This window comes from Actinomadura formosensis, from assembly GCF_050948385.1.
GTDB lineage: Bacteria > Actinomycetota > Actinomycetes > Streptosporangiales > Streptosporangiaceae > Spirillospora > Spirillospora formosensis.
Genome location: NZ_CP192011.1, coordinates 4,251,841 through 4,274,729, shown reverse-complemented (window position 1 = coordinate 4,274,729; position 22,889 = coordinate 4,251,841). Strand labels below are relative to the sequence as shown.

Genomic DNA, 22,889 nt, shown 5'->3' with positions numbered 1-22,889 from the left:
CCAGCCAAGATCACGCTGGCTTGAAGGACTTCATCGAACCCGGTGGACTCCACGGTCAGCACTGCGGGAGGTCGGGGACGGGCTCGCTGTTCCAGGAGGGGTTGACCGCTCCGGCCGGGAAGTAGCCCCAGCCCTCGTCAGCGTACTGGTCGTCACCCCGGGTGTAGAGCCAGGTGGTGCCGCCGCCTTCGGGATCAGGCGCCCCTTGGACCTGGCAGGCGAACCAGCTCTCGCCTTCGCGCAGGTATCCAGTGGCCGTCATGGACGCGTCCGGGCTGCGGTGAACGTTTCCGGTGCGTTCGATCGTGCAGTACCACCGGTTATAGGCCCGGCCGCTCGGATCAGTGACGGGCTCGCCCTTGCTGGTACAGCGCGCGGTGGCGCGCGTTGGCGGCGCAGCGGCGCCCCCGGTCTCCCCGGTCTCGGGTGGGTAGGACGGCAGCGAGCGCGGCCACATCGTCATCGGCCACTGCGAATAGGTGATCATCGCGCCACCCACCAGTAGGATCGCGGCGATGGCCGACACGGCCAGGCTCTTGCTCACCTGGATCGCGGCGCTGTAGCGCCAGTTCTCAGACGACGATTTTTCGGGGTCGTCCCGCTGTGCCTCCGGAGCGAACGCCTCTTCGAGTCTTTTGGTGCTCTCTCCGCAGTGAGGACAGTACGGACGGTCCAGCACGTTGTCGTTGCCGCACCATCGGCAGGTCATGATCGGGCTCCTTTCAGCAGGTCAGCGCACACCCTGATCACCACTTGCACCGCCCTGGCGGCCGTCGTCGAACCGTGGCGGGGGCCCGGGAGCGCGGGGATCGGTGGGCAAGCCGCCGGAAGGCTCCTGCCGTGGTAGCGGCGGGCCGGGGACCATCGGCCGAGGGGGGCGGATGCGGCGTTGCGCCGCCGTGCCCGCGCACGCGTGATCCATGCGCTGCCGTCCGCGGCGACTGCCTCGAGGATGCTGAGCGCGCCAGTGAGGTCGGAGGTGTCGGGCATCTTGAGCGGCGACGCGTTGCGGCCCTCGCTCACCCGTCGAAGCAGCCATTCCTCCAGGTTCTCCACCGTGATTAGGATGTTCTGCCCGTTGACGAGCGAGAGCTGGAACTGCTGGAAGAAGACGAACGACTTCTCCGATCGGCTCTCGTTCCCACGCTCGGCTTCCCGCTCGTCACGCCGTTGAGCGTTGCCGTCGGCAGGAGTTGGGGGCAGTAGGCGTTCCCGGCGGCCGTCGTCGAACCGGATTCCGAGCTCGGTGGTCTGGGCGGAGGCCAGCGCGTCGTAGCGGAAGGCCCTGCGCTGTGGGTCCTTCACGATTCCGGTCGGGAAGTCCAGGTGGACGGCCATCTGGCGGACGCCGGAACCGGTGAGCAGGAAAATCCAGATGGTGTACGCGGAGAAGCGGGACGGACCGTGACTGACCCTGGCCCGTCGGCAGTTCGGGGCGGCTTCGGCCAGGAACGCGTGCGCGATGACCTCCCGGTTGCCCAGGCCGTACTGGTTCATGGCCAGCGATTTCAGGTAGAACTTGTCGAAGTCCAGCCAGCGGGCCATCTCGGCGTCGGCGGGGCGGTTCCGCAGCAGTTCGCAGCGCTTTTCGAACGCCTCATTCTCCTTGGCGAATCGCTCGTCGAACGCGGCCTGCCACGCTCGGTGGGTGTAGCGGCGAACGATATGGACGTCGGCCTGACCGGCCACGAGCAGCACCATGCCCACTATCAGCCATGCCAGCGCGATGCTGGCGATCACGGGGGCCCACAGCATCTTGGGCAAGGTGACGTACCAGCCGACGACCACCCCAAGCACACCGGTGAGAAGGCTCGCGATTCGCAATAGCCGCCGAGGGTCCTTGATCTTGCCGGCCGCCCATTTGCGCTCATCGTCCTCGGCATGCCAGGCGATCAGCCAGTCGATCCGCGAGGGAGCGATCCCCGTGTCGCTGTACACCTCGATGATCTCGTTGGCGAGCGTCGTCCTGGAGCGCCGCGTGGCGGCCATCCAAAGGGGCCGCTGAAGGGCTGCGCGCGGCGCGCGCTTTTCATACTGGCGCTGCACCGTTCGATGGACGTGCTCGGCGAACCAGCGGCGCTCCGGGCTCGGCCCTCGCCTGCGGGATTCCTTCGAGTCGCGTGTGGGGGACGGCGTGTAGCGAACCGGGAGCATCTCGGGGCCGACATAGCCGACGAGGGATCCGAAACCGAAGATGAGGATGCCCGAGACGGTCGCGGTTCTCCAGCTCACCGAGGTCACCAGCACGGCCGAAAGGACCAGCCCGGCGACGACCATGATCGCGCCCCAGAACGCCATCGTCCACTGAGGCGGTTTCAGGGCGGGCCACTTTACGGGGACCTTCAGCGGTTCGGCTGGAACCGGCTCGAAGAACTTCCAGACCCGTCCCTCCCTGTCCTTGTCCATACGCCCCGTACGGACCATCTCGGCGTCGTGCGCGGTGAGCCTGTCTTGGATGGCGCCATTGAGGATGAGGTCGAGATGGCGCCGGATCTCGTCGATATGTACGGGATCCAGCCGCTCGAACCCGCTGAAGAAGGTGTCGAGACGCTCGGGAGACAGGGTTCCGCTCTCCTCCTGCGTCTCCAGGCAGTCAATGAGATCGATGAGGACGGCGAGGGCGCTGTTCCACTGGTCGCGTGGTCCTCCCTGCGCGAGTTCCCGGGCCTGCCCGATCTGCTCGAACTTTTCCTTGTCGAGCAACTCGAAGGAACGTCGGGGCGGCCTGATCCTTGTCCGAATGGGCGATCACGACGGTCGTGTCCAGGTCCACCGGGATTAGTCCGCCGTCGGCGCCCGGAGCTTCGAGTCCGGCCGGCGCCCAGGCCTGCTCGCGTGCCTGCGCCCGCGCCGTGCGGATCGCCCGCAACGCGGCCGGCCCGGCCTCGGCCAAGGTCTTCACCAGCCGCGACACCGTCGGGTCTGAGGCCACCGGCCCGAACAACTCCGGCGAGGACCGCGGGAGGGCCATGTCGGCCAGGCAGTCTCCGCCCGGCGCCAGCGTCACCGCCAGATCCGTCACGATCTTGCCTGGATCGTGCACCGCCCGCCACCGCGCCAGCGCCCGCGACAAGTCCTGGTCCAGGCCCGTCACCCGTAGCGTCTCGAGCAGCAGCAGGCCACCCGCCTGGGAGACGATCCCCGCACCGTCCCCGGACACCACGATCTTGGCCTTGCGGCCGGTAGTCTTCACTTGGAAAGTGCTCCAGAACTCGGCGCGGACAGGACCTTCAGCAAGCCCTATCCTCCCAGTTCAGGGGCACTTTTCTCATGTCAACGACCAACCGGCACCAACCCGCCATGAAAGCGGGAGGCTAAGCCGCCGATGCTCGGGAGCCGGCTCGCCTGTCCGCACCAGGCCGCCCGCCGCATCGTCGTTCCGCGCGGGCATGGGCCAGCCGGATCGTAGGATCGCCTCATGAGCGGTGACGGCGAGGCGCCCCAGGGCGGCAATCGCTTCGACGGCGAGGCCCAACATGTGATCCAGGTGGGCGGCCTGCACGGCGACCTCACGGTGGGCGCGGGCGCGGGCTGCCGGATCGGCGCCCCGTGCGGCGTGCCTGCGGTGGGCCTGTGCGGTGCGTGCGAGCGTCCGATGTGCCGATCGCATCAGGCCGTCGAGAGGAACGGGCCGTCGTTCGCCCTGTGCTCGAAGTGCCAGGAAGACCAGAAGCAGGCCCTCGAGGTGAGCCGCTGCGACCGGCGGGAACGGATCGCACGGGCCAGGCAGAGGGTCGTCGATGTCGCCCGCCACCTGGACGCGCTCGACGCCCCGAACGAGAAGTACTTCCACGCCATGCGCAGGCGCAACAACCTCCTGGACCGGTTCCTGGAGCGCCAGGGCATCTTCCGCACGGTCGACGTCGATCATCCCGCCGGGCATGGATACGGCTGGTTCGTCGGCGAGCACGAGTGGCGGGTCACGCTGACCGGTTCCGACGGCGAACGGCATTCGAGGCAAGTGAGGTGTCGCACCTTCGTCACCGGAAGCGGGATGCTGGCCCCTCAGGACGCGGTGTCCTCCGACTCCTACCCCGTCGTCGGCTATGACTCGGCGCCGCTCGTTGGATCGTGGGACGCGGCGCTCGACGACGCCCTGGCGTTCTGGGAGGACGTGGCATCCCGCATGAACGCGATCCTCGCCCGTATCCCCACTCGCCAGACCTGACCGGCGCAGGCCTGCCGATGCCCGATGACGATCTGTACTGACGGCATCGCGAATCGATGTGTCGCGAATTCCTCATCTGGCTGAAGGCTTAGCCACACGTACTGGGAGACCGGAAGAAACCGTGGGAAGGCCACAGGCTGCGAGCTTGATCGACAGATCTTCTCGTGCCGCGCCGTGGTGAACAGCTCCTGCACAAGGTGGTTGCCCCTCTTACAGGACTCTTATTGCTGGGACGACTTGTGGTATCGGGCAACGAACACGCCGACGATCCCCGCAGCACCACCGAGCACGCCTACGGCCTGGGTAGCCGCGCCGTGGTCCACGAAGTAGCGGGCTAGGAAGACGAAGGCAACGACAGCGCTGATGGCGCAGAGAAGCCCAACAGCCCTGAACACGACGTCGATCCAGTCCAAGATGCGCTCATGCCGGTTCTGGAGCCGCCTGTCATGCTCTTGCTGCTCGATCGAGGCCATGATGCGTGCGAAGGTTCCCGGCGCGAGACGCTCCCACGCCTCGACCACGTCAGCAGGCGGGAGCTCGGCCCAGCGCCACTCGGTTGCGGGGACGGCAGAGGGCGTTAGGGCCGCGGGGGTATGGTCTTCGGCGGTCATCGCGCGTCTCCGCTCGCGGGTCGGTTCTCGGGTGACCCTAGTTCGGCGTAAGCCTGGCCAATTCGATGAACGACGGGTTCGCCGTAAGTGCGGGTCCGCTGTCTCCGGCTCTTCAGTGAGGTTTTGCCAGTGACTTTCAGTTGATCCGGCGGTACTCGAAGAGTGTGAGGACATGCGCGGCGCGGACGAGGTCGCTGATTCTGCTGGGGCTGAGGGTGGTGTGTTTGAGTGCGGTCCAGCGTTCGGTGAGTAGGGCGAAGCCGCGTTCGACGCGGCATCGCAGGAAGCGCTGCAGGCGGTTGTGGCAGCGGTTGTCGATGGACAGGACGTTGCCGCGGGTGGGGTTCTTGAAGGGGACGATGATGCCGTGACCTGCGCCTTGGTAGCCGGGGTCGGCCAGGACGGGCATCGTCTTGGCGTAGGGGTACAGGGTCGGCAGGACCAGTGCGCGGGCCACTTCGATGTCGACGGCTCCTCCGGGCAGGACGCCGCTGAACCAGATGGGGAAGCCGTCGGGTTCGGACGGCATCTGGACCTGGCCGCCGAAGCCGGCGGTCTTTCCAGAGAATCAGGCGTCGATCGTTTCGCCCTTCACGCTCACAAGTCTTGTGGCGGCATCGGTCGGTCGCGAAGATCTTGCCGTCCATCTCCAGGTGCGCCGGCCCGTCGGCGACCGCCTTCTCCAGTACTTGGTGCAGGTTGGGGGCGCGGTCGGCCAGGACGTCGACGGCCTCGTGCAGGTACCGGTAGGCGGTCGATTGCGACAGCCCGAAGGCGGTGCCGTGCCGGGTGATGTTCGGCTTGTCCCGGAACCACGCGATCGTGAACAGGGCCTGCTTCCAGCAGGTCAGGGTCCGTGTGCCCTTCCTGGTCCCGCGTGCCCGGCGTTCGGTGCGCAGCAGGCCGGCGACGAAGCGGATCAGTTCGCGTGGGACGTCGAACATGGCAGGATAGGTGACCAACGTGGCGCCTTTCGGTGGCAGGCGAGAACTTGTGGTGAGACCTCTTCCACCGGGGGCGCCACGCTTGTTTCGGGGCATGTCGCTGCGTCCGCGAGTCTGCCCGATCCCGCCTGTTACGGCCTGTTAATCCCTGGCGCCCGAATCAAACCCGTTGGGAAAACGTCAGTGGCTGATCTGGGCGCGCATCTGGCCATGGCGCCGCCATCTCGACCAGTGCAGGATGTGTTCAACGGCATGGCTGATCGGTGCGGTGACGCGGTTGAACAGACGACGTGTCTCGTTGAGGCTCAATGGAATCAAATTGGACTGTTCCACTTCGTCTGTCCCCTTTTATGTGCAGTGTCACGGACGATGACGAGGAAGGCGGCAGCGGCCACGGACAGGGTGATGTGCCGATACCAGACCCGGTATCCACGGACCTGGCAGCGATCCAGAACGGTCTCGTTCTTGGTGACTTGAAAGCACTCCTCGATCGCCCATCTGCCACCCGCCACCCGCACCAATTCCTCAGCCGGGGTGTCGGCTGGGCCGAAGCAAATGCAGTAGGCCAGATCGGAGGGGTCAGCGATGCCGCGCCGGGCCGGCAGCCAACGCCCCCACCCCGGGCGCCGCAGCGGCCGGATCTCGGTCGCCGCCCAGTCCGACACGCGAGGCCCCCGCGCCCCATCACCACAGCTCAGGCGCCGCCACGCCGCCGCGGGCAGGTCAGCGATAACCCGGTGGACGCGCGGCCCGGTCAGATCCATCGCCACCACCGCCGCTGATTTCGGCACCGCCACGACGTGCGGGATATCGCGGGCCTCCAGCCACAGCCGGAACTTGGTGTCCTGCGCATACGCCTCATCGGCAGTCACCTGGCCACACACGACACCAGCACCGACAGCACGCTCGATCATCTGCTGTGCCAGCGCAGGCTTGGCCGCGAACACCACCTCATCGCCCATCCCGGCCGCCCGGCAACGTTCCCGGTCACCGGTCCACCCCCCGGGCAGATACAGTTCACGATCGATCAACGCACGCCCAACCGGCGAGGCGTAAGCCAGGAACACTCCAATCCGGGAATTCTCGATCCGTCCTGCGGTACCGGAGTACCGACGGGCGACACCCGCCGACTTCGTCCCCTTCTTCAGGAAACCGGCCTCGTCCACGACCAGCACACCTTGGCGTACATCACCCAGGCATTCGACCACCACGTCACGGACATCGTCGCGCAGACCATCGGTGTCCCACGGGTAGAAGTCCAGCAGCCGCTGCATGCCCTCCGGACCGGCATCTCCCGCCGCCTCCGCAAGCGTCCACCCATTCTTCCGCCCGACCTCACCCAACAGTCCACGCACGTAGGAGACCATGCGGCGGCGCGACTCCACCCGCGGGAACCGGCCGGCCAACCGGCCCACGAACGCCTCGAACCCGGCCGACCACCCCAGCGCCACATCCATCATCACACCAAGGCCAACGATCAATCAGGCACGAGTGTTACAACCTGTCGTTGTCGTACTAAGAGTCACCTACGGGGCAGGCCGTTGAAAGCCACACCCGGCACCCTGGGAAGCTCCGACCCTACGATGGCCAGATCTCACCCGCGATCAAGGTAAGGGCCGTTGACAGCAGGTATTAGAAGAGCCGCGGCCGGAAGGTAGCGGTCGTGTTCGACGATCCTCCAAACCCGAGCCCAGGAGCGGGACGATCGTGCTCCAGGACATCCCAGAAGTAGCGGTATCGCATCGCCCCGCCGCCGGCCGAGCCCTGGACCAGTCGTGATCGTTTCCGGGTAGGGTCGGGGCATGCTTTGACGCCTGCCCGGTACTCGGGCGCCTCCGCGATCTCCTTCGTTCATCGCACCTGATTTCGAGCTGACGAAGGAGATTCTTTCCGTGACCAGGTCGATCTATATCGACGTTCCGGATGTGTTCGCCGCGTCTTATGGCGCGCACGGCGCCGAGGCGCGGGCGTGGATCGCCGAGCTGCCCCGGCTGGGTGGTGAGTTCCTGGACCGCTGGGGGCTGCGGCTTGATGGCCCGCCCGCATATGGCATGGCGTCGCTGGTCTTGCCCGTGCTTCGGTCCGACGGAACTCCCGCCGTGCTGAAGCTTCAGCAGTTGTGGGAGGAGACGGTCGGCGCCGCGGCCGGCCTGCGGGCGTGGAACGGCAACGGGATCGTGCGCCTGCTCGACCATGACGAGAACAGCGCCACGCAGTTGCTGGAGCGGCTGGATGCGGCCCGGCCCCTGTCCGCGATCGCCGACGACACCAGGGCCATCCAGATCCTGGCCGATCTGATGGCACGGCTGACCTCAGTGCCTGCCCCAGCGGGTCTGCGGCGGCTATCCGACATCGCCGCCGCCCTGCTCGACCAAGTCCCGCGGGCGGCGCCGGCACTGCGTGACCCTGCCGAACAGCTGCCCCTCAAGACGGCACGCTGACGATTCCCCTTAGCGCGATTCCATTGGCAGAGGCATCCATGAGCGGCGAAGAATCACAGGCCACGGCCTGGCGGGAGTTGCTGCCGCAGGTTCCGCGGGAGAGGTTCATTCCGGACGTCGCGGTGATCGGGCCGGTGATGGAGGATCCGGCCTCGTGGATCGACCGGCGCCGCGATCCGGGGGAGCACCAGGACGTACGGGCCGATGAGCGGCTCACGCAGGGACCATCCCCGCGTGCGCGGGGAGCACCCACCCTCGCCGCACTGCCAGGGCTTGGTGACGGGACCATCCCCGCGTGCGCGGGGAGCACCCGACGTCGAGTTCACCGCGCGCCGTGAGGTTGGGACCATCCCCGCGTGCGCGGGGAGCACGCCTTGAGCGCCCGCTGGGCGGGCAGGGACGCGGACCATCCCCGCGTGCGCGGGGAGCACCGCGACCGCTTCGGCCTCTGCGGCGCGACCGAGGGACCATCCCCGCGTGCGCGGGGAGCACGTGGACCCGTCCGCGGCGTCGTTCGTGACGCAGGGACCATCCCCGCGTGCGCGGGGAGCACTCGGTCCAGTCGACATATCCGGTCGCGTATCCGGGACCATCCCCGCGTGCGCGGGGAGCACAGCGATACCCACGTGATCCCACCCGAGGGGACGGGACCATCCCCGCGTGCGCGGGGAGCACCGCCCTGCGGGTAGGGGCGCTGGCAGCCGAGGGGACCATCCCCGCGTGCGCGGGGAGCACGGTTTCGAGGTCGCGTGGCTGTTCCCGCTGCTGGGACCATCCCCGCGTGCGCGGGGAGCACGGCCAGATCTCCGGGGTGAGCATTTTCCACGCGGGACCATCCCCGCGTGCGCGGGGAGCACAGCGCTTCGTCCCGGGTCACCAGGAGTCGACCGGGACCATCCCCGCGTGCGCGGGGAGCACAGATCGATGGCGGGGGGCGGGAGGATCACCGCGGGACCATCCCCGCGTGCGCGGGGAGCACTCTGACTGACCTGCAGGTTTATCGGCGGGGGTCCCTGTTTTTGAGTACTTTGTGAGATTCCGACATTTCGGGCATTAGGTTAGCGTTTGCCGTAGCGGCGGCGTTTGGAGGCTTTGCTCCAGCCGGTTGGTGGGGGTTTGGAGGAGACGGCCGGCCTGGCCTTGGGGCGGCGGATCAGTGTGAGGCCTTCGTGGTCGATGGGATGCCATTTGTGGTCGTGGGTTTCGAAGGTGAAACCCTGCTCGTTGTTGGTGCTGTACGCGAGTAGCGCGCGGCCGGTGTCGGCGTACTGGTGGACTTCGTCCCACAGGGCCTGCCTGATGCGGGCTGATGGGCCACCGATGAAGACGCCGGGGGAGATCTCCATCAGCCAGCGGGTGAGGAAGCCTCGCAGGCCGGCGGGGCAGTTGGTGAGGATGATGATGGTCACCAGTACACGTCTTCGGCGTAGTTGCGGCCGGATGCGATGTTCATGCCGTGGTCGCTTTGCAGGGTGACGTGGTCGGTGTCGTCGCCGGTGGGGTCGTCGGGGGTGTCGTCGGGCAGGAGGAGGCGCTTGATGTCGTGGACGCAGCGCCGGAGCAGGCCGACTTGGTTGACGCGGTCGCGGATGGCTCGGCGGGTGCGGGAGCCGACGTCGTCGGGGCTTTCGGCTGCGACCTCGAAGGCGACGGGAATGGCGATCTCGGTCTTGTACAGGTCGGCGATGTCCAGGACGAAGGCCAGTTCGTGGCCGGAGTGGATGAATCCGAGGCCGGGGGAGCAGCCGAGTGCGGCGACGGTGGTCTGGGCGATGCCGTACATGCACTGGGCGGCGGCGGTGACGGCCTGGTTGGCGGTGTCGCCGGAGTCGAAGTCGCCGGGGACGTACCGGCGGCCGTTCCAGGTCAGGCCGACGCGGGCGGCCTCGTACTTGTAGCGCTCTTTGACGCGCCGTCCTTCGCGGCCGAGGAGTTCGTGGCGGGTGAGGCCGGAGGGGTCTTCGCCAGGGAACCGCATCCGGTACATGGCGCGTGCGACGTCCAGGCGGGTGCGGCGGTTGGCCCACGCGGTGGCCTGGGCTTCGACCAGGGCGGAGGAGCGGTTGAGGGACCGGCCCCCGGAGTAGAAGCGGACGCCCTGTTCGCCGACCCAGACGACTCCGGCGCCGCTGTCGCCCAGAACGCTCATGGCCTGGTGGGTGACGCGGGTGCCGGGCCCGAGCAGGAGGGTGCCGATGGTGGCCGACGGGATGTGGGTGACGCCGTCGGCGTCTTCGGCGGTGATGGCGTTGTCCTCGCGGTGCAGGGTGCAGCGTTCGAGGTAGATGAACGAGAGCCGGTCGCCCATCCGGGTGAGCTGGTGGGGTGAGGACGCGCCGCGCTTGCTGACGGTGGACATGGGGTCACGCCGGGGCGAGGGTCATCAGGCCGCAGCCGTAGGCTTTGGCGCGCCCGAGCCCCTGGGTCAGGGTGAGGCGGAACGCGTCGGGGTCGGTGATCTCCAGCCGTCCGTCGAACGTCACGGCGACCAGCGTGACCTGCCCGCCGTTGCCTCTCTTGGCGAAACGGAATTGGCGGCGGCCGTGGATCAGCAGGTCGTGGGTGTCATGGCCGGGGACCAGTTGCTTCTCGGTGGATTTTTCGGCCACTTTGAATCCCGCCTTTTCCTCTTGTTTCAGCAGCCAGTTCAGCTGGCGGGAGGGAGTGAGGTGCGCGGTTACCTTGGTGGGCTCACTGTCCCGGCGGCGGATGCTGTGGACGGGGTTGGCGGTGAGCCTGAAGCCCCAGGTGTCCCCCTTGGTCAGGCGCTTGAGGAAGGGCGCGTAGTCGAAGGTCTCCCAGCGGGCCGTGGTGGGCCAGCCGGCCTGCTCGACCAGGTGGGTGAGGTCGGGCCGCATCGGGCTGACGATGCACAGATGGGTGTCGGCGGCGCCGTCCCGGTCGAGCCGCCACAGGACGCGGGGGCCGTCGCCGGGGGAGGGGGCCTCGGCGAACGAGGTCATGACGGCCGCGTGCATGGTCTGGGGCGAGGCGAGCAACTTGCGGGCGCCGACGCGTCCTGTGTTGATGCGGAAGCGCGTCAGGTACATGTCACTCGCTCCTCAGGACGATCGTCGGGTCGTGCGCGGCCGCACGCGGGTTCGGGACTGTGGCGGGGAAGCTGCGGACGCCGCGGAGCGCGTACCGGCGGTGTGCGGGGTCGAAGCTGAGCGGCTGGTCGCGCAGCGTGTCCACGCGCATGTTCTGGCCGTTCGCCTCGACGAGGACTTGGAGTTCCACCTGCTTTTCGTGGCGGCGGCGCCACTGGTGCCAGTCCGAGGCCTGCCACTGTTCGGTCGTCAACGCCGTTTCGAGGTCGAGGCCGTCGCGCTGTCGCAGGTCGATCGGCTGCGAGGGGGGGGCATGACCGGCGTCCCAGGTAGGGCAGGAAGCCGGGCCTTTTCAGGGCCTGGTGCAGTTCGGACAGCTGGTCGTGAGGTCCCTCGACGGCCGCCACGAAGACGGCGTCGGCCAGGTAGAACCGCTCGGACACCGGCAGGGCGCCGCCGGTGTCCATGTCGTGCGCGGTCTGGAAGTCCCGCAGAGGCGTGCCGCGCTGGTCGACGCGGACACCGAAGCGCAGCGCGGCCAGGTCGGACGGGTCGGCCGTGCGGGGGCGGCCGAGCGCCGCGGCGAGCAGTCCGATCACGCCGCTCTTGGTGGGGGCCGCCTCGGTGGTCCGCCTGGCGAAACGCGCCGCCGACCCCCATGACTGGAGCGGGCCCGCGAGCCGCAGGAGCAGGACGCTCATGCCGCGCCTTTCTGCCGCCGCTCGACCTCCGCGCCGACCGCCGACACCAGTTCCCGCAGCGGCAGTTCGGTGCCGAGCGAGGCCAGCGGCTCGGTGTCGTCGCCGGCGCGCGTCACCCACGTGAGCGTGTCGTCGTCCGCGCCGAAGGCCGTCTCGATCGCGGGGATCTGCTTGGCGAGGCGCTCGCTGGCTTCCCGGACGTATCCGCCGGCGTCCTGGTCGGCCCTGCAGGGCCGCTCGAACGCGCCGACGAAGTTGACCGGGCGCGACGAGCGCACCTTCACCACCACCGCGTCGGGCAGGGTGTGGTGCCCGAAGGTGTTGATCTTCCCGGTGGGCAGGGACTCGGCGAACCCGTGCACGAACGCCTCCACCGCCCGGCGGACGGGCGCGTCGGCGGACTCGTCCTCGCGCAGGCCCTTCCCCAGGTTCTTGCGGAGCAGGTCGACGTCGAGGGCGGCGTAGCGGTAGAGGGTCGCGGAGTTGAACTCCACGGTCCCGATCATGCCCGCGCCCGCGTCGTCGTCCTCGCGTTCCTTGTGGTCGTCGACGGCGGTGTAGTAGTCGGACTCGACGTCGGCGCGGTGGACGCTGATGGCGTGGGCGACCTGCGCGGCGGCGTCGACGTTGATGTCGGAGGCGTCGGCGACCATCCGGCCGAACAGGGCGATGTCGATCGAGTGGCGGCTGTTGGCGTGCTGTTTGGCCGCGGCCTTGTTCTCCTTGTTCTTGAAGAACGTCTTGATGTCGTCGCGTCCCTGGACCGCCAGTTCGGCCAGGGCGTCCAGCTGGCGGGTGCTGAGGAAGATCAGGTACTTGCCCTCGGGCGCCGGCTCGGGGCACTCGTCCTTGGTGTTGCGCTTGGGCGGCTCCATCTTGGCGCCGGTCGCCGCCGTGACCGTCTCGGCGGCCAGCGCCCAGGCGTCGGTTTCGGAGATGGAGACGTCCAGTTCGCGGATCCGCTTGCCGAGCAGTTCGGCCAGACGGCGGGTGCGGACGCCCAGGTCCCTGGGGTCCAGGATGTTCTGGAACGTCCGGCGCGTGGCGCGTTTCCACGCCTGGCTGGACACCCGGGCCCGGCGGACACCGCCGTAGACGGCGGACTTGGGGGTGCCGGTGTCGTCCCGGTTGAGGTTGCTCGGCGGGACGGTCTGCAGGATGTGCAGTTCGACGATGGTCCGAGTCGTCATGCGGTGTCCTTGTCGGTGGGGGCGCCGTCGCCGGCGTCGGCCTTGTAGGTGTGGAAGCTGCGTCCCCAGTCACGGCGGATCTGGTTCAGTCCGTCGGGGGTCTGGGCCTTGTAGAGCTGGCGGGCGAGGCGGCCGTAGTCGAGCGGGATGCCCTTTCCGCGCAGCAGCGAGATGACCTCGCGGAGCCGGTAGGCCAGGATTTCGGGGGTCGCGGCGGTGCCGACCCGGACGAACCGCCGGCGGATCGTCTCGTCGACCCTGTCCTGCTTGGCCATCAGCTGCCGGACGGCCTGGCCCAGGTCCACGCCCGTCTTGTGCATCGGGCCGCCCTGTGACTGCTGGTGGAGGGCGTACAGGGTGACGGCCAGGAAATAGGCCGCCTCGGCGCGGGTCGCCTGAGTCTCGCCGGCGAACAGGTTCTCCTCGGCGAACAGCCGCTCGACGCCCGTGGAGCCCCACAGTTCGGGGACGTCCTCGGGCAGCTTGCCCGCCCCCCGGCGGAGCTGGGCGAGTGCCCCGACGGCGGCGGGGCGGTCGGCGAGGAAGCCCCGCTGCAATTCGGTGATGAAGCGGCCGGCCGCGCTCTCCACAAGGTCGGCGGGCCGGTTGAGGGCAGGGGTCGCCGAGGTCATGCCTGGGCCTCCGTTGTCGGATCGTCGGGTCGGCGTGCGCCGGGCAGGGCCTTGGCGAGCCGCGCGGCGAAGATCTGGTCGGCGCGTGTGGAGCTGAGCCAGACCTCACGCCCGCCCTTGGTCGTCACCACCCGGCCTTGCCAGGCGGTCTCACCGGCGGCGTTCACCAGTTCCTCCCCGAGGTTGCGGATCTTGTCGCGGGCGGTCCTCTGCCAGGCGGCTCGGGCGAGGCGGGGGTCATCTTCCGGTTTCAGTGCGGCGAGCCAGTCGCGGAAGGGGCCGTCGAGGGTGCCGAATCCGAGGTCGCGGGCGGCATCCTTGCGCGGGTCGGCCGCGTCGCCGGCCGCCCTGGCGAGGTCGGCGGCGAGGTCGCCGAGGATGCCGACGGCGTTCTCGGCGTCGGAGACGGCGTCGATCACCTCGACCCCGAGTTCGGAGTCCTGTTCGTGCAGGAGCGCGACCGGCATCGCCACCTCGTCGTCGATCACCTCGTCGATGATCGACTGCTGTGTCCCGTACACCGCGCCGATCAGCCGGGCACGCAGCAGGCGGCTCTGCGGCAGTGGGCCTTCGATGGTCAGGCGGGCCAGCCAGTCCAGGATCCGGGGCCGCACGATCGCGGCCGCCTCCTGGCGCTGCTCGGCCCCCTCGGCCTTCCCGGCGATCAGCGCGCCCAGCCCGCGCCAGGCGCTGCGGGCCGGATCGTGCACGCGCGGCAGGTAGACCTGCGCCTCCTTCAGTTTCTTCTCCTGGGCGGGGCTGCGCCGCCAGGCCGTCATGGGCTCGTAGGCGTGCAGGTTGCGCGGTGCGAGGGGGTCGCCGTAGGCCAGGACGACGCCGAACACGCCCTCGCCGTCGAAGTGCAGTCGGACCCGCCGGGACGGCCAGGTGTACAGGTCCCGCGGCCCGTAGGGGCGGCGGGCGGCCTCCACCTCGTCCATCGGCCGGGCCGTGGGAACCTCACGCGTCCAGGCGGGCCGGTCGTTCTTCGGGTCGGCCCGCAATGTTTCGGTGTCGAAGGCGATGAGGTTGAGCAGGAGCGTTTCGTGCAGGTCGTCGGCGGCGGCGAGCACGCCGCCGAGATTGCCCGCCCACGCCACGCCCTGCGGGTACCCTCTGCCGCCCTTGGCCCGGGGGTCTCCGACGGCCCCCGTCTTGATGCCCGAGGTGTCGAAGGTCTGCGCGTGCACCAGCCACCGCGCGGCCTCGGCGAAGCCGAGCCGCTCCACGCCGCGTGCGCGCATCGTGAAGTACGGGGCCCCGTTGGGGACGTCGGCGACGATCTTGTCGAGGGGGGAGACTTCGTGCTTCGCCGTGTGCAGCGACGGCGTTTGCAGGAACGGTGTCCGCGGATGGAGCAGGTCGAAACGCTCGCGGTATTCGTCCAGGTATTCGGTGATCTGTTCGAGGGGAAGGCCGCTGTTCCACAGTTCTTCCCAGGCGTCCAGGTCCTGGGGGCCGTCGATCGCGTCGTGCAGGATCGCCAGCAGCAGCCGTATCAGCGCGAACTCCTGCGTGGGCAGGTCACCGACAATACGGCGCAGCGTGCGGGCCTGGGCGAAGACTTCACGCAGCGATAGGACATCGCTGGTCCCGTCGGTGCGCAGCACCGGCAGCCAGGGTTGGTCCGTCAGGTCGAAAGATGAGGGCTCATTCGACACGGGTGACCTCCAGACCGTCGTCCTTGCTGTAACTCAGGTCGTAACCTGCCAGCCGGGTACGACAGTTCTCGTCCAGAAACAAGATCAATTCTCCGGCGAGCCAGGAACTGTCCCGGGACTGCCAGTCGGAAATGACCTCTTTTTCCAGTTCTGTAATGGTTTGCTCGGCGGTCTGGGGGAGGGAGAACTGGAAGGGAAGCCGCAATCCGCAGGCCGCCACGATGCGGCCCAGCCGCGGTTCGGGGACGGCCTCGGTGGGCAGGGTGAGCCCTCCCTGGCCCCGGTCCAGCCACGGAACCGTGCGGACCGTGCCATCGGCCAGGCGCTGCACGACCAGCACTTCCAGCGACTCTTCGCCGTCGCGGACCTGCGCGCGTCCGGCCGGGGCGTCGTCGGTGTCGCCCACTCCCGCATCGATCCAGCCGATCAGCGCGTTCCCGTCCCTGCCGACGGCCGCCAGCTGGAAACCCTCGGCCTTCTTGCGCTGCTTCTCTATGTGCACCCGGTGCTTGCCGTGGGCGGCGTCCAACTCCTGCTGCCACGACCGGGGGCCTACCGGTGCCGTCCCGTAGGCGCTCTGGACCAGCGGACTGATGTCCTCGGGCAGACGCACCGTCCGCTCCGCCGGCGTCGTCCCGGTGAGATGCGGCCACAGCACCGCGGCCGACCGCAGCAACGCGTGCCGCCGGTACACCCGCTGGGAGCCCTTCACCGGTTCCACCGGGGTGGCGCTCCAGTCCGCGCCGGTCACCAGGCACCGGGCCCGCCGCAACCGCTCGGGGCGGTCGCTCTGCCCCTCGCCGCGCTCGTGGCGGTGCAGCCGCCCCATCCGCTGCAAAAGCAGGTCGATCGGGCACAGGTCCGACACCAGCAGATCGAAGTCGATGTCCAAGGACTGCTCGGCCACCTGACTGGCCACCACCACGCGGGGGCCGGCGGGACGGGCGTTTCCTTCACCGGGTGGGCCGAAGTCCTTCACCAGTTCGGCGTCCTTGCGCATCCGGTCCAGGTCGAGGAACTGGGCGTGCGCGACGGTGACGTTGCCGTCCCCGAGCCGACCGCGCAGGAAGTCCGCGGTGGCCAGGACGCGGTCCACCATGTTGCGCACCACCAGCGCGCATCCGCCCGCGGCCAGTTCCTGGGCCAGGCGGTCGGCCAGGACCTCCAGGTCATCGTCGAGCCGCTCCACCTCCACATCGGTGCGCCGACCGGACGCGGCGACCTCGTGCACGGCCCTCGTCCCGTCCCGCCCGGCGACCGTGATCAGCGGATAGCCGGCCGCCCGCTCGACGGCTTCCGCGCCCTCGGCGGCGGTGTACGCCTCCACCAGTTCGCGGCGACGGCCCGCGGGAAGGGTCGCCGACAAGACCACCACCGGCACCCCGTACGCACCGAGCCAGGACAACACCAGATCCAGATAGGAGCTCATGTAGGCGTCGTAGGCATGGGCCTCGTCGATGACCACGACCTTCCCTGCCAGCGCCAGATGCCGCAACGCCAGGTGCCGGCTCTTGAGGCCCATGAACAGCAGCTGGTCGATGGTGCCGACACCGAACGACGCCAGCATCCCCTTCTTGCGGCCACGCAGCCACTGGTGGGCGACCAGCTCGGCCACCGCGGCGTCCGGGGCCTCCTCGTCCGGCTGGACACCGCGCACCGACCGAGGATCGGCCCAGGTGAGCGCCCGGAAATCCTCGTTCAACGCCGCTTTGGAATGAGCAAGCTGAACCGATCGGGCACCCGCGTCCGACCGCATGTCCGGCAGACGCTTCAGCCAGCGCAGCACCCGGGAGAACATCGCATTGCTCGTCGCCATCGTCGGCAACGCGACGAACACCCCGCCGGCCCCCGACCGGCTCGCGTAGATCTCAGCGACCGCGAGCCCGGCCTCGGTCTTCCCCTCGCCCATCGGCCCCTCGATGATCATCAGACCGGGCGGCATGTCACGGGCGGCCAGCACCGCACGCTCCTGCAACGGCCGGACCCGTGCGCCGGGAGGCAGATCGAAGCGGGACGCGAACAGGCTCGCGACATCGGATCCCGGGTCGACGGCCCGCCAGGGCGGCGGAAGCGCCAGCCCCCGCCACGCCGCTTCGACCCGTTCGCGATCACTTCTCTCCCGCGCGTCCAGCGAGTAGGGGAACAAGTCGGCGTTGCTGGCGATCCAGTCGGCGACGATCACCACACCCGTCAACACCGCCTGCGCGGGCTGGGGAAGCTTCACCTGGCGCCACTCCGACAGCCGGCCCGCCACGTCGCAGACCTCGGCGCACGCGTCCAATAACTCCCACTGCACGCCGCGCCACGCCTCCGCACTCCCCGGAGAACGCAGCAGCCGCGGGCGCGCAACCAGCGCCTGAATGTCGTTCATCGTCGGCGGAACCCCGTGATGACCGCCCGCCACCACCGCCCACTGCCACGCCGGCCGCTTCGACCAGCCATACCGCTCCACAAGCCACTCGTGAAGCAGAAGCATCCCCGCAAGCCCGTGAGGAGCGAGCCGACGATCATCCATCTGGCGCTGCAACGGCATTTCCAGGCCCTCACGCCGCATCCTGGCGGCAAGCCCTTCGACCTGGCACGCGAACGCCGGCGTCGCCTTCCCGATGTCATGCGTGGCCGCCGACCACACCACCAGCCGCCGCGCGTCGTCCGCACCCCCGGGCAGGGCCGCACCGATCACATTCCGCACCCGAGCCGGAAGCCACTCGTCCCACAGCAGTCCCGCGACCGCGCCGCTATCCGAGAGGTGGCGCCATAACGGAAGCCAATCGTCACTATCGCGATCGTGCTTCGCCCATACCTGACGCGCAGCCGGAGACAACCCACCCCCGAGCCGCGCCAACCCCGCCGCAGCTTCCAGCACACCGGTATCCAATCCGCCCACCCCAAGATCACGAGCCTTATCGACGGATCAGACCAGAACCGGACAACCCGCTACCGGGCACGTCCAACCGCACTAAGAACGACGGTGACCGCCCTATCCCCGCATGCGCGGGGAGCAGCGGCCACCGCCGGAGGGAGGGTATCGCCACCCCGAGGGACCAAGCACCGTCACCTCGCGGCCGAGTCATCCTCCTGATTCTCCGCCCCCTTCGCCGGCGAAGGGCGCTCGAACACCGACATGGCTCAGAGCATCGAAGCACCGCCAGCGGCGCCTCCGGCCAACAACGACTGAGGCGGATTCGTCTGCGCCCAGTACGTCAGAGCCACCGTAGCTGCGGCGGCGACCGCCGCGATGAGCAAGATGAGGAGCGTGTACAGATCAAGGGAGGACTGAGGGGTGTCCACCAGTCCCACCTCCTTTCATCACTTCAGCTCGAACCCCTCAATGCGTTAGGACCTACAGACGGCACAAGAGTCTTGTCCCGCGATTCCAGAACATGCAGTACTGGAGTCGTGTCGCAGAGGTAATCTTCCGACCAGAACCAACCGATCGCCGAGTCCGAAAATGTCCGAATTCTCAGAAGTGCTCGAAAACGGGGCTCTCCCCGAACAAACCCGCAGGTCAGCCAGAGTGCTCCCCGCGCACGCGGGGATGGTCCCACCTGCAGCCACTTCGTGTCGTCGGGCACGACGTGCTCCCCGCGCACGCGGGGATGGTCCCCCGACCACGATGGAGCGTTTCGCTGCGCTGTAGTGCTCCCCGCGCACGCGGGGATGGTCCCGACCGGAACTGGGGCCTTGTCCAGCTCGACGTGTGCTCCCCGCGCACGCGGGGATGGTCCCGGGCGGCATCTGCCAGTGTGTAGAGCTGGGCGGTGCTCCCCGCGCACGCGGGGATGGTCCCCCCAGCCATGATGGGAAAAACCCACGCCTTAAGTGCTCCCCGCGCACGCGGGGATGGTCCCGATTCCTCTGACGGTGCGAAGGTCATGCAGGCGTGCTCCCCGCGCACGCGGGGATGGTCCCTTGTGCACGGCCTTCTTCCAGCCCGAGTAGGAGTGCTCCCCGCCACGCGGGGATGGTCCTCGGGCGAGGGGCCACCGGATGCCCGCGAGCGAGTGCTCCCCGCGCACGCGGGGATGGTCCCTTGCGAGAACTGCTGTTCTCGGGGGTCAGTGGGTGCTCCCCGCGCACGCGGGGATGGTCCCGACGTCCGCGCAGAGGACCGCATCCGCGGCGGGTGCTCCTCGCGCATGCGGGGATGGTCTCTGAGATGCCGGGTCAGAAGGCGACTGTGGGGGGTGGTGGCTCCTCGGGGCGGGGCGGGACGCGTTCGATGGCGAGTTCCGCGGGGTAGCGGCGCCCGCTGCGGATGATCTCCAGGGTGGGGTGGATGCGGGCGCGGTCGCCGACCGAGAACGGACGGGTGCCGCCGCGCAGGTCGTGCCGGGTGCCGTCGCGGCGGATCAGGGTGGTGCCGTTGCGGCTCAGGTCCGTGATCGTCAACTGCGGGCCGTCGAGGTCGAAGCGCAGGTGGGCGCGGCTCACGCCGCGCCGGGTGGTGTCGTCCAGGAAGGGGGTCAGGTCCGCGGGGCCGGGGGAGCGGCCGGCCGTGACGGGGGTGCCTTCGGCCACCGGGAAGCGGTGCACCTCCCGGCCGTCCCGCATGATCTTGAGTTGGGCGATCCGCGGCCGCGGGCCGAGATCGGCCATCTCCAGCCCGTGCTGGTCGCATACCAGGCGGCCGCCCCGGACGCGCGGCAGCAGGACGAAGGATCCCTTGGCCGGATCGTGCCGGGGGCAGCGCGGTTCGGGGCAGCTCCAGAACCGGTCCAGTGCCTCGACCCTTTTCGTCAGGCCCTGCTGGACGAGGAGGTCGTTCTCCTCGCTGACCGATATCTGCCATTCATCTTTGGTGTGCAGGGTGACGTGATGAAGGGACACCTCGCCGTGCCGGTCGGTCCGCGGCTCCAGGACGGCGTCGTCGCTTCCGTTGAGCCAGGTGAACTCCCGCCGGTGGCCGGTGAAACGGTCGCGGGTGATGACGGGCAGGCCCGTTTCTTCGGCGATCCGCAACAATGGAAAGTCGGCCTTGTCGGCGGTGAGTATCAGCCCGCTCTCGGCCCAGCTGCGGACCGTCCGCCGCTGCCGGGGCAGTAGAAAAAGATCGTTTCGCGCGAGCAGGCTGTTGTCGGCCACCGCGAGCATGGCGGCCCGCGCGGCGCCGTAGAGGGATGCGAGGGCCTCCCCGACACGCTCGACGCGGATCAGGTCGGCCGGGCCTCGCCCGCCCAGGCGGTCATCGCGGACGATGTTGGACAAATCCAGCAGTGCATCCGCCTCATTTAGGTCAGACGTCAAGAAAGCAGACATATCCCGAAACCTTGTATGGCGCCGCATTCGTGGCTCACAATGTACAGTCCACGCTGCTGGGCAAGGCACGTATATCCGCGGGGGATTTCTGTGACGGCATGGGATCTGCTTGACGACGGCCCGGAACCGGTACCCGAACCTCCGAAGAAGGCCTCCGCGTCCATCTGGGCGTCCCTTGACGAGGACGAGCCGCAGCAGTTCGACGAACCGCCGCCCACCCGTTCCACCTGGCAGTCCCTCGACGATGACGAGGCGGAACCGGCCGCGCCCCCGCCCGCCCCGGAGCTCACCGCCTCCGTGCTCAGCGACGGGGAGGTGCTCTGGGCCCGCGCGGACGGCCAGTCGGTCACGCTCGGGTCCGGGCAGCCCCTGCACGTCCCGGCCGGTGTCCCGGACGGCGTCAGCGGCTGGCGCCGGGTCCGCATCCTCGACGCCGCCACCCTCCGCGCGGAGGTGCTCGTCTTCCCCGTCGAGCAGCCGGCGGCAGGCGTCGCCGACGAGCCGGTGGTGCTGTTCGCGGCCGAGCGGGCGCCGTCCCCGCCGCGGCGCCCGCCGGGCTTCCCGGCCGGTGAGGGCGGCGACCTGACGGCGGCCTTCGAGGCCCGGGTGCGGCGCGCCGAGCAGGACCACCGCAACGCCGCCGCGGCCGCCCGCGAGGACTACCGCCGCCGCGGCGACCAGCTCGAACGGCGACTACGCGAGGAGCACGACCGCGAGGTGCACGCGGCCGAGCAGCGCGCGGAGGCCCGCTACCACGAGGCGGTGCGGCGGCTCCGGCAGGAGGCCGAGCAGCAGGTGCGACACGCCCAGCAGGTCGCCGCGCAGAACCACGACCTGCGGCGCGGCGCCGAGCAGCGGCTGCGGGACGCCACCGCCGAGCTGGACAAGATCCGCGGCGAGCGCGGGCTGGGCCTGGCCGCGGCCGCGGCCGGGTGGGGCATCGCGCTCATCCTGCTGGTCATCGCGTTCGCGAGCTGATGGCGCCCGTCCCGATCCCGCGGGCCGATGCCCCCTCCCGATCAGGAGTCGATGTGGAACCCGAGGTAACGGTCACCTGGCCGGAGGAGACCCTGCCCGAGCTGGGCTCCCCCGAAGGGTTGCCGGCCGACCGGCTGATGGACGAGCTGGGCGGGCTGTGGCCGCTGCTCGGCCCGCACGTCCGGCGCACCGGCCACGGCTGCCTGTGGCCGGGCTCGCTGCGCTGGGACGAGGCGTGCGGCTGGCAGATTCTCAGCATCCCGCCGTACGGCGCGAGCACCCAGCCCGTCCCCGAGACGCCCGGCGCGCGGGAACGGGACGCCTGGGCCGTCGCCTCCGATCTGCTGACGGTCGCGGCGGGCCGCCCGCCACGTGACGCGGCGGACGCCGAAGCCCTGCTGGATCTGCACGCCGGGATCTTCCCGCACGGCTTGGACGCGGTCGTGCACGCCATCCTGCGGCGCGGCGAACCCGCCCGGGTGCACGGGGCGCTGAAGCCGAGGCCGGGCGGTCCGGTGGCCGTGCGCGCGGCGGCGGAGACCGCGGTGGGCTCCCGCAAGGCCAAGGGCGACCCCCTCTGGGACAACGAGGACGCCTTCACCGTCGTCCGCATGCCCAAGGGCGGCCTCGCCATGGTGGTCTGCGACGGCGTCACCGGCGCGGGCGACGGCTCGGGCGCCCGCGCCGCGCGGGCGGCCAAGAAGGCACTGGAGGACGGCCTGGCCGAGGAGCCCGACCCCCAGATAGCGCTCGGCATCGCGGAACGCGCCGTCCTGCGGGACGCGCCGACCGGCGCCTCCACGGTGCTGATCGTGCGGGCCTTCCCGGACGGACGCCTCGAACTCACCTCCCTGGGCGACAGCTCGGCGTGGCTCGTCCGCCCGCTGAGAAAGGGCGGCCACCTGGCCATGCGGCTGACCCCGGCGCAAACGGCGCTGGCCGAGAAGCTGCTGACCGACCCCGGCGCCGACTCCGACGGGTCGCGCCTCACCCAGCATCTCGGGGGCGAGGCCGACCAGCCCTACCTCGGCACCGTCCGCGCCGTCGCGGGCGACCGGGTCGCTCTGCTCAGCGACGGCGCCGCGGTCGCCGACGGCACCGCGTGGTTCGGCGCCGACCTGGCCGCGCTCGCCACCGACCATCCCCGCCCCGCCGCGCTCGCCGCCGCGCTCGTCGCCCGTGCCGAGCGGCTCGGCGGCCGGGACAACGCCACCGCCGTGATCGCCGAGATCCGCGCACTCGACTGAGAGGGAG

18 protein-coding genes, 2 pseudogenes and 2 CRISPR repeat arrays are annotated in these 22,889 nt (G+C 69.5%); of the genes and pseudogenes, 4 read left to right on the top strand and 16 right to left on the bottom strand.

What is annotated here, in order from left to right; genetic code table 11:
• Positions 1-55: 55 nt before the first annotated feature.
• Genes ACQP1N_RS20515 through ACQP1N_RS20505 form a run of 3 tightly spaced genes read right to left on the bottom strand, consistent with a single transcriptional unit; the run spans position 56 to position 3,193 of the window.
• The gene (locus ACQP1N_RS20515) at positions 56-709 is read right to left on the bottom strand and encodes a hypothetical protein (RefSeq protein WP_067793907.1); all 654 of its coding nucleotides are present in this window, start codon (positions 707-709) and stop codon (positions 56-58) included.
• Positions 706-2,703 carry a hypothetical protein gene (locus ACQP1N_RS20510; RefSeq protein ID WP_433226014.1) on the bottom strand — a complete coding sequence of 666 codons (1,998 nt, stop codon included), beginning with the start codon at positions 2,701-2,703 and terminating at the stop codon, positions 706-708. The genes ACQP1N_RS20515 and ACQP1N_RS20510 overlap by 4 nt, the downstream gene beginning before the upstream one ends.
• Positions 2,594-3,193, bottom strand: a complete 600-nt coding sequence (locus tag ACQP1N_RS20505; protein ID WP_433226012.1) for a transposase — start codon at positions 3,191-3,193, stop codon at positions 2,594-2,596. The genes ACQP1N_RS20510 and ACQP1N_RS20505 overlap by 110 nt, the downstream gene beginning before the upstream one ends.
• A gap of 225 nt (positions 3,194-3,418) precedes the next feature.
• Between ACQP1N_RS20505 and ACQP1N_RS20500 the strand changes: the two genes are divergently transcribed.
• Positions 3,419-4,168: a hypothetical protein gene (locus ACQP1N_RS20500; protein WP_433226010.1), complete on the top strand. Its 750-nt coding sequence runs from the start codon at positions 3,419-3,421 to the stop codon at positions 4,166-4,168.
• 221 nt (positions 4,169-4,389) lie between these two features.
• On the opposite strand, the gene ACQP1N_RS20495 is transcribed toward ACQP1N_RS20500, so the two are convergent.
• The 4 genes from ACQP1N_RS20495 to ACQP1N_RS20480 form a co-directional block, all read right to left on the bottom strand.
• Entirely contained in the window at positions 4,390-4,779 is a 390-nt protein-coding gene (locus ACQP1N_RS20495; protein ID WP_067793903.1) for a hypothetical protein, read from the bottom strand.
• Positions 4,780-4,915: 136 nt separating this feature from the next.
• Positions 4,916-5,308 (bottom strand): transposase family protein, encoded by a 393-nt coding sequence (locus ACQP1N_RS20490; RefSeq protein ID WP_067793902.1) that lies wholly within the window; start codon positions 5,306-5,308, stop codon positions 4,916-4,918.
• 595 nt (positions 5,309-5,903) lie between these two features.
• On the bottom strand, positions 5,904-6,056 hold the full coding sequence (locus ACQP1N_RS20485) for a hypothetical protein (protein ID WP_433226008.1): 153 nt from the start codon (positions 6,054-6,056) through the stop codon (positions 5,904-5,906).
• Positions 6,038-7,183: an IS701 family transposase gene (locus ACQP1N_RS20480; protein ID WP_433226006.1), complete on the bottom strand. Its 1,146-nt coding sequence runs from the start codon at positions 7,181-7,183 to the stop codon at positions 6,038-6,040. Before ACQP1N_RS20480 ends, ACQP1N_RS20485 begins: the two co-directional genes overlap by 19 nt.
• Positions 7,184-7,615: 432 nt before the next feature.
• On the opposite strand from ACQP1N_RS20480, the pseudogene ACQP1N_RS20475 reads away from it, so the two are divergent.
• A pseudogene (locus tag ACQP1N_RS20475) lies at positions 7,616-8,140 on the top strand (aminoglycoside phosphotransferase family protein); the annotation flags it as partial.
• A 244-nt stretch (positions 8,141-8,384) separates the two neighbouring features.
• Positions 8,385-9,143: a CRISPR direct-repeat array (repeat unit 29 nt; unit sequence GGGACCATCCCCGCGTGCGCGGGGAGCAC).
• 79 nt (positions 9,144-9,222) lie between these two features.
• On the opposite strand, the gene cas2e reads toward ACQP1N_RS20475, so the two are convergent.
• The 9 genes and pseudogenes from cas2e to ACQP1N_RS20430 form a co-directional block, all read right to left on the bottom strand.
• Complete coding sequence (cas2e, locus tag ACQP1N_RS20470; protein ID WP_067793900.1) at positions 9,223-9,573, bottom strand: type I-E CRISPR-associated endoribonuclease Cas2e; 351 nt, start codon at positions 9,571-9,573, stop codon at positions 9,223-9,225.
• Positions 9,570-10,523 (bottom strand): type I-E CRISPR-associated endonuclease Cas1e, encoded by a 954-nt coding sequence (gene cas1e / locus ACQP1N_RS20465; RefSeq protein ID WP_433226004.1) that lies wholly within the window; start codon positions 10,521-10,523, stop codon positions 9,570-9,572. Before cas1e ends, cas2e begins: the two co-directional genes overlap by 4 nt.
• Positions 10,524-10,527: 4 nt before the next feature.
• Positions 10,528-11,214, bottom strand: coding sequence for a type I-E CRISPR-associated protein Cas6/Cse3/CasE (cas6e, locus tag ACQP1N_RS20460; protein WP_433226002.1), 687 nt, complete (start codon positions 11,212-11,214; stop codon positions 10,528-10,530).
• A gap of 1 nt (position 11,215) precedes the next feature.
• Positions 11,216-11,915 (bottom strand): annotated as a pseudogene (cas5e, locus tag ACQP1N_RS20455) (type I-E CRISPR-associated protein Cas5/CasD).
• Complete coding sequence (cas7e, locus tag ACQP1N_RS20450; protein ID WP_433226000.1) at positions 11,912-13,105, bottom strand: type I-E CRISPR-associated protein Cas7/Cse4/CasC; 1,194 nt, start codon at positions 13,103-13,105, stop codon at positions 11,912-11,914. The pseudogene cas5e and the gene cas7e overlap by 4 nt, the downstream one beginning before the upstream one ends.
• Positions 13,102-13,737: a type I-E CRISPR-associated protein Cse2/CasB gene (gene casB / locus ACQP1N_RS20445; protein ID WP_067793895.1), complete on the bottom strand. Its 636-nt coding sequence runs from the start codon at positions 13,735-13,737 to the stop codon at positions 13,102-13,104. The genes cas7e and casB overlap by 4 nt, the downstream gene beginning before the upstream one ends.
• A complete protein-coding gene (gene casA, locus ACQP1N_RS20440; protein ID WP_433225998.1) occupies positions 13,734-15,398 on the bottom strand; it encodes a type I-E CRISPR-associated protein Cse1/CasA in 1,665 nt (554 codons plus the stop codon). The genes casB and casA overlap by 4 nt, the downstream gene beginning before the upstream one ends.
• A complete protein-coding gene (gene cas3 / locus ACQP1N_RS20435) occupies positions 15,388-18,276 on the bottom strand; it encodes a CRISPR-associated helicase Cas3' (protein ID WP_433225996.1) in 2,889 nt (962 codons plus the stop codon). The genes casA and cas3 overlap by 11 nt, the downstream gene beginning before the upstream one ends.
• A gap of 639 nt (positions 18,277-18,915) precedes the next feature.
• Positions 18,916-19,310: direct repeats of the CRISPR family, unit length 29 nt; unit sequence GTGCTCCCCGCGCACGCGGGGATGGTCCC.
• A gap of 255 nt (positions 19,311-19,565) precedes the next feature.
• Positions 19,566-20,606, bottom strand: coding sequence for an FHA domain-containing protein (locus ACQP1N_RS20430; RefSeq protein WP_433225994.1), 1,041 nt, complete (start codon positions 20,604-20,606; stop codon positions 19,566-19,568).
• Positions 20,607-20,747: 141 nt separating this feature from the next.
• Here ACQP1N_RS20430 and ACQP1N_RS20425 point away from each other — a divergent pair, with 141 nt between their 5' ends.
• On the top strand, positions 20,748-21,635 hold the full coding sequence (locus ACQP1N_RS20425; RefSeq protein ID WP_433225992.1) for a hypothetical protein: 888 nt from the start codon (positions 20,748-20,750) through the stop codon (positions 21,633-21,635).
• A 53-nt stretch (positions 21,636-21,688) separates the two neighbouring features.
• Complete coding sequence (locus tag ACQP1N_RS20420) at positions 21,689-22,882, top strand: SpoIIE family protein phosphatase (RefSeq protein ID WP_067793891.1); 1,194 nt, start codon at positions 21,689-21,691, stop codon at positions 22,880-22,882.
• The last annotated feature ends 7 nt before the right edge of the window (positions 22,883-22,889 follow it).

Excerpts from the sequence above, each read along its gene's own strand:
- ACQP1N_RS20515 (WP_067793907.1), bottom strand. The coding sequence starts at position 709 with ATGACCTGCCGATGGTGCGGCAACGACAACGTGCTGGACCGTCCGTAC.
- ACQP1N_RS20500 (WP_433226010.1), top strand. The coding sequence starts at position 3,419 with ATGAGCGGTGACGGCGAGGCGCCCCAGGGCGGCAATCGCTTCGACGGC.
- ACQP1N_RS20495 (WP_067793903.1), bottom strand. The coding sequence starts at position 4,779 with ATGACCGCCGAAGACCATACCCCCGCGGCCCTAACGCCCTCTGCCGTC.
- ACQP1N_RS20490 (WP_067793902.1), bottom strand. The coding sequence starts at position 5,308 with ATGCCGTCCGAACCCGACGGCTTCCCCATCTGGTTCAGCGGCGTCCTG.
- ACQP1N_RS20480 (WP_433226006.1), bottom strand. The coding sequence starts at position 7,183 with ATGATGGATGTGGCGCTGGGGTGGTCGGCCGGGTTCGAGGCGTTCGTG.
- cas1e (WP_433226004.1), bottom strand. The coding sequence starts at position 10,523 with ATGTCCACCGTCAGCAAGCGCGGCGCGTCCTCACCCCACCAGCTCACC.
- cas6e (WP_433226002.1), bottom strand. The coding sequence starts at position 11,214 with ATGTACCTGACGCGCTTCCGCATCAACACAGGACGCGTCGGCGCCCGC.
- cas7e (WP_433226000.1), bottom strand. The coding sequence starts at position 13,105 with ATGACGACTCGGACCATCGTCGAACTGCACATCCTGCAGACCGTCCCG.
- casB (WP_067793895.1), bottom strand. The coding sequence starts at position 13,737 with ATGACCTCGGCGACCCCTGCCCTCAACCGGCCCGCCGACCTTGTGGAG.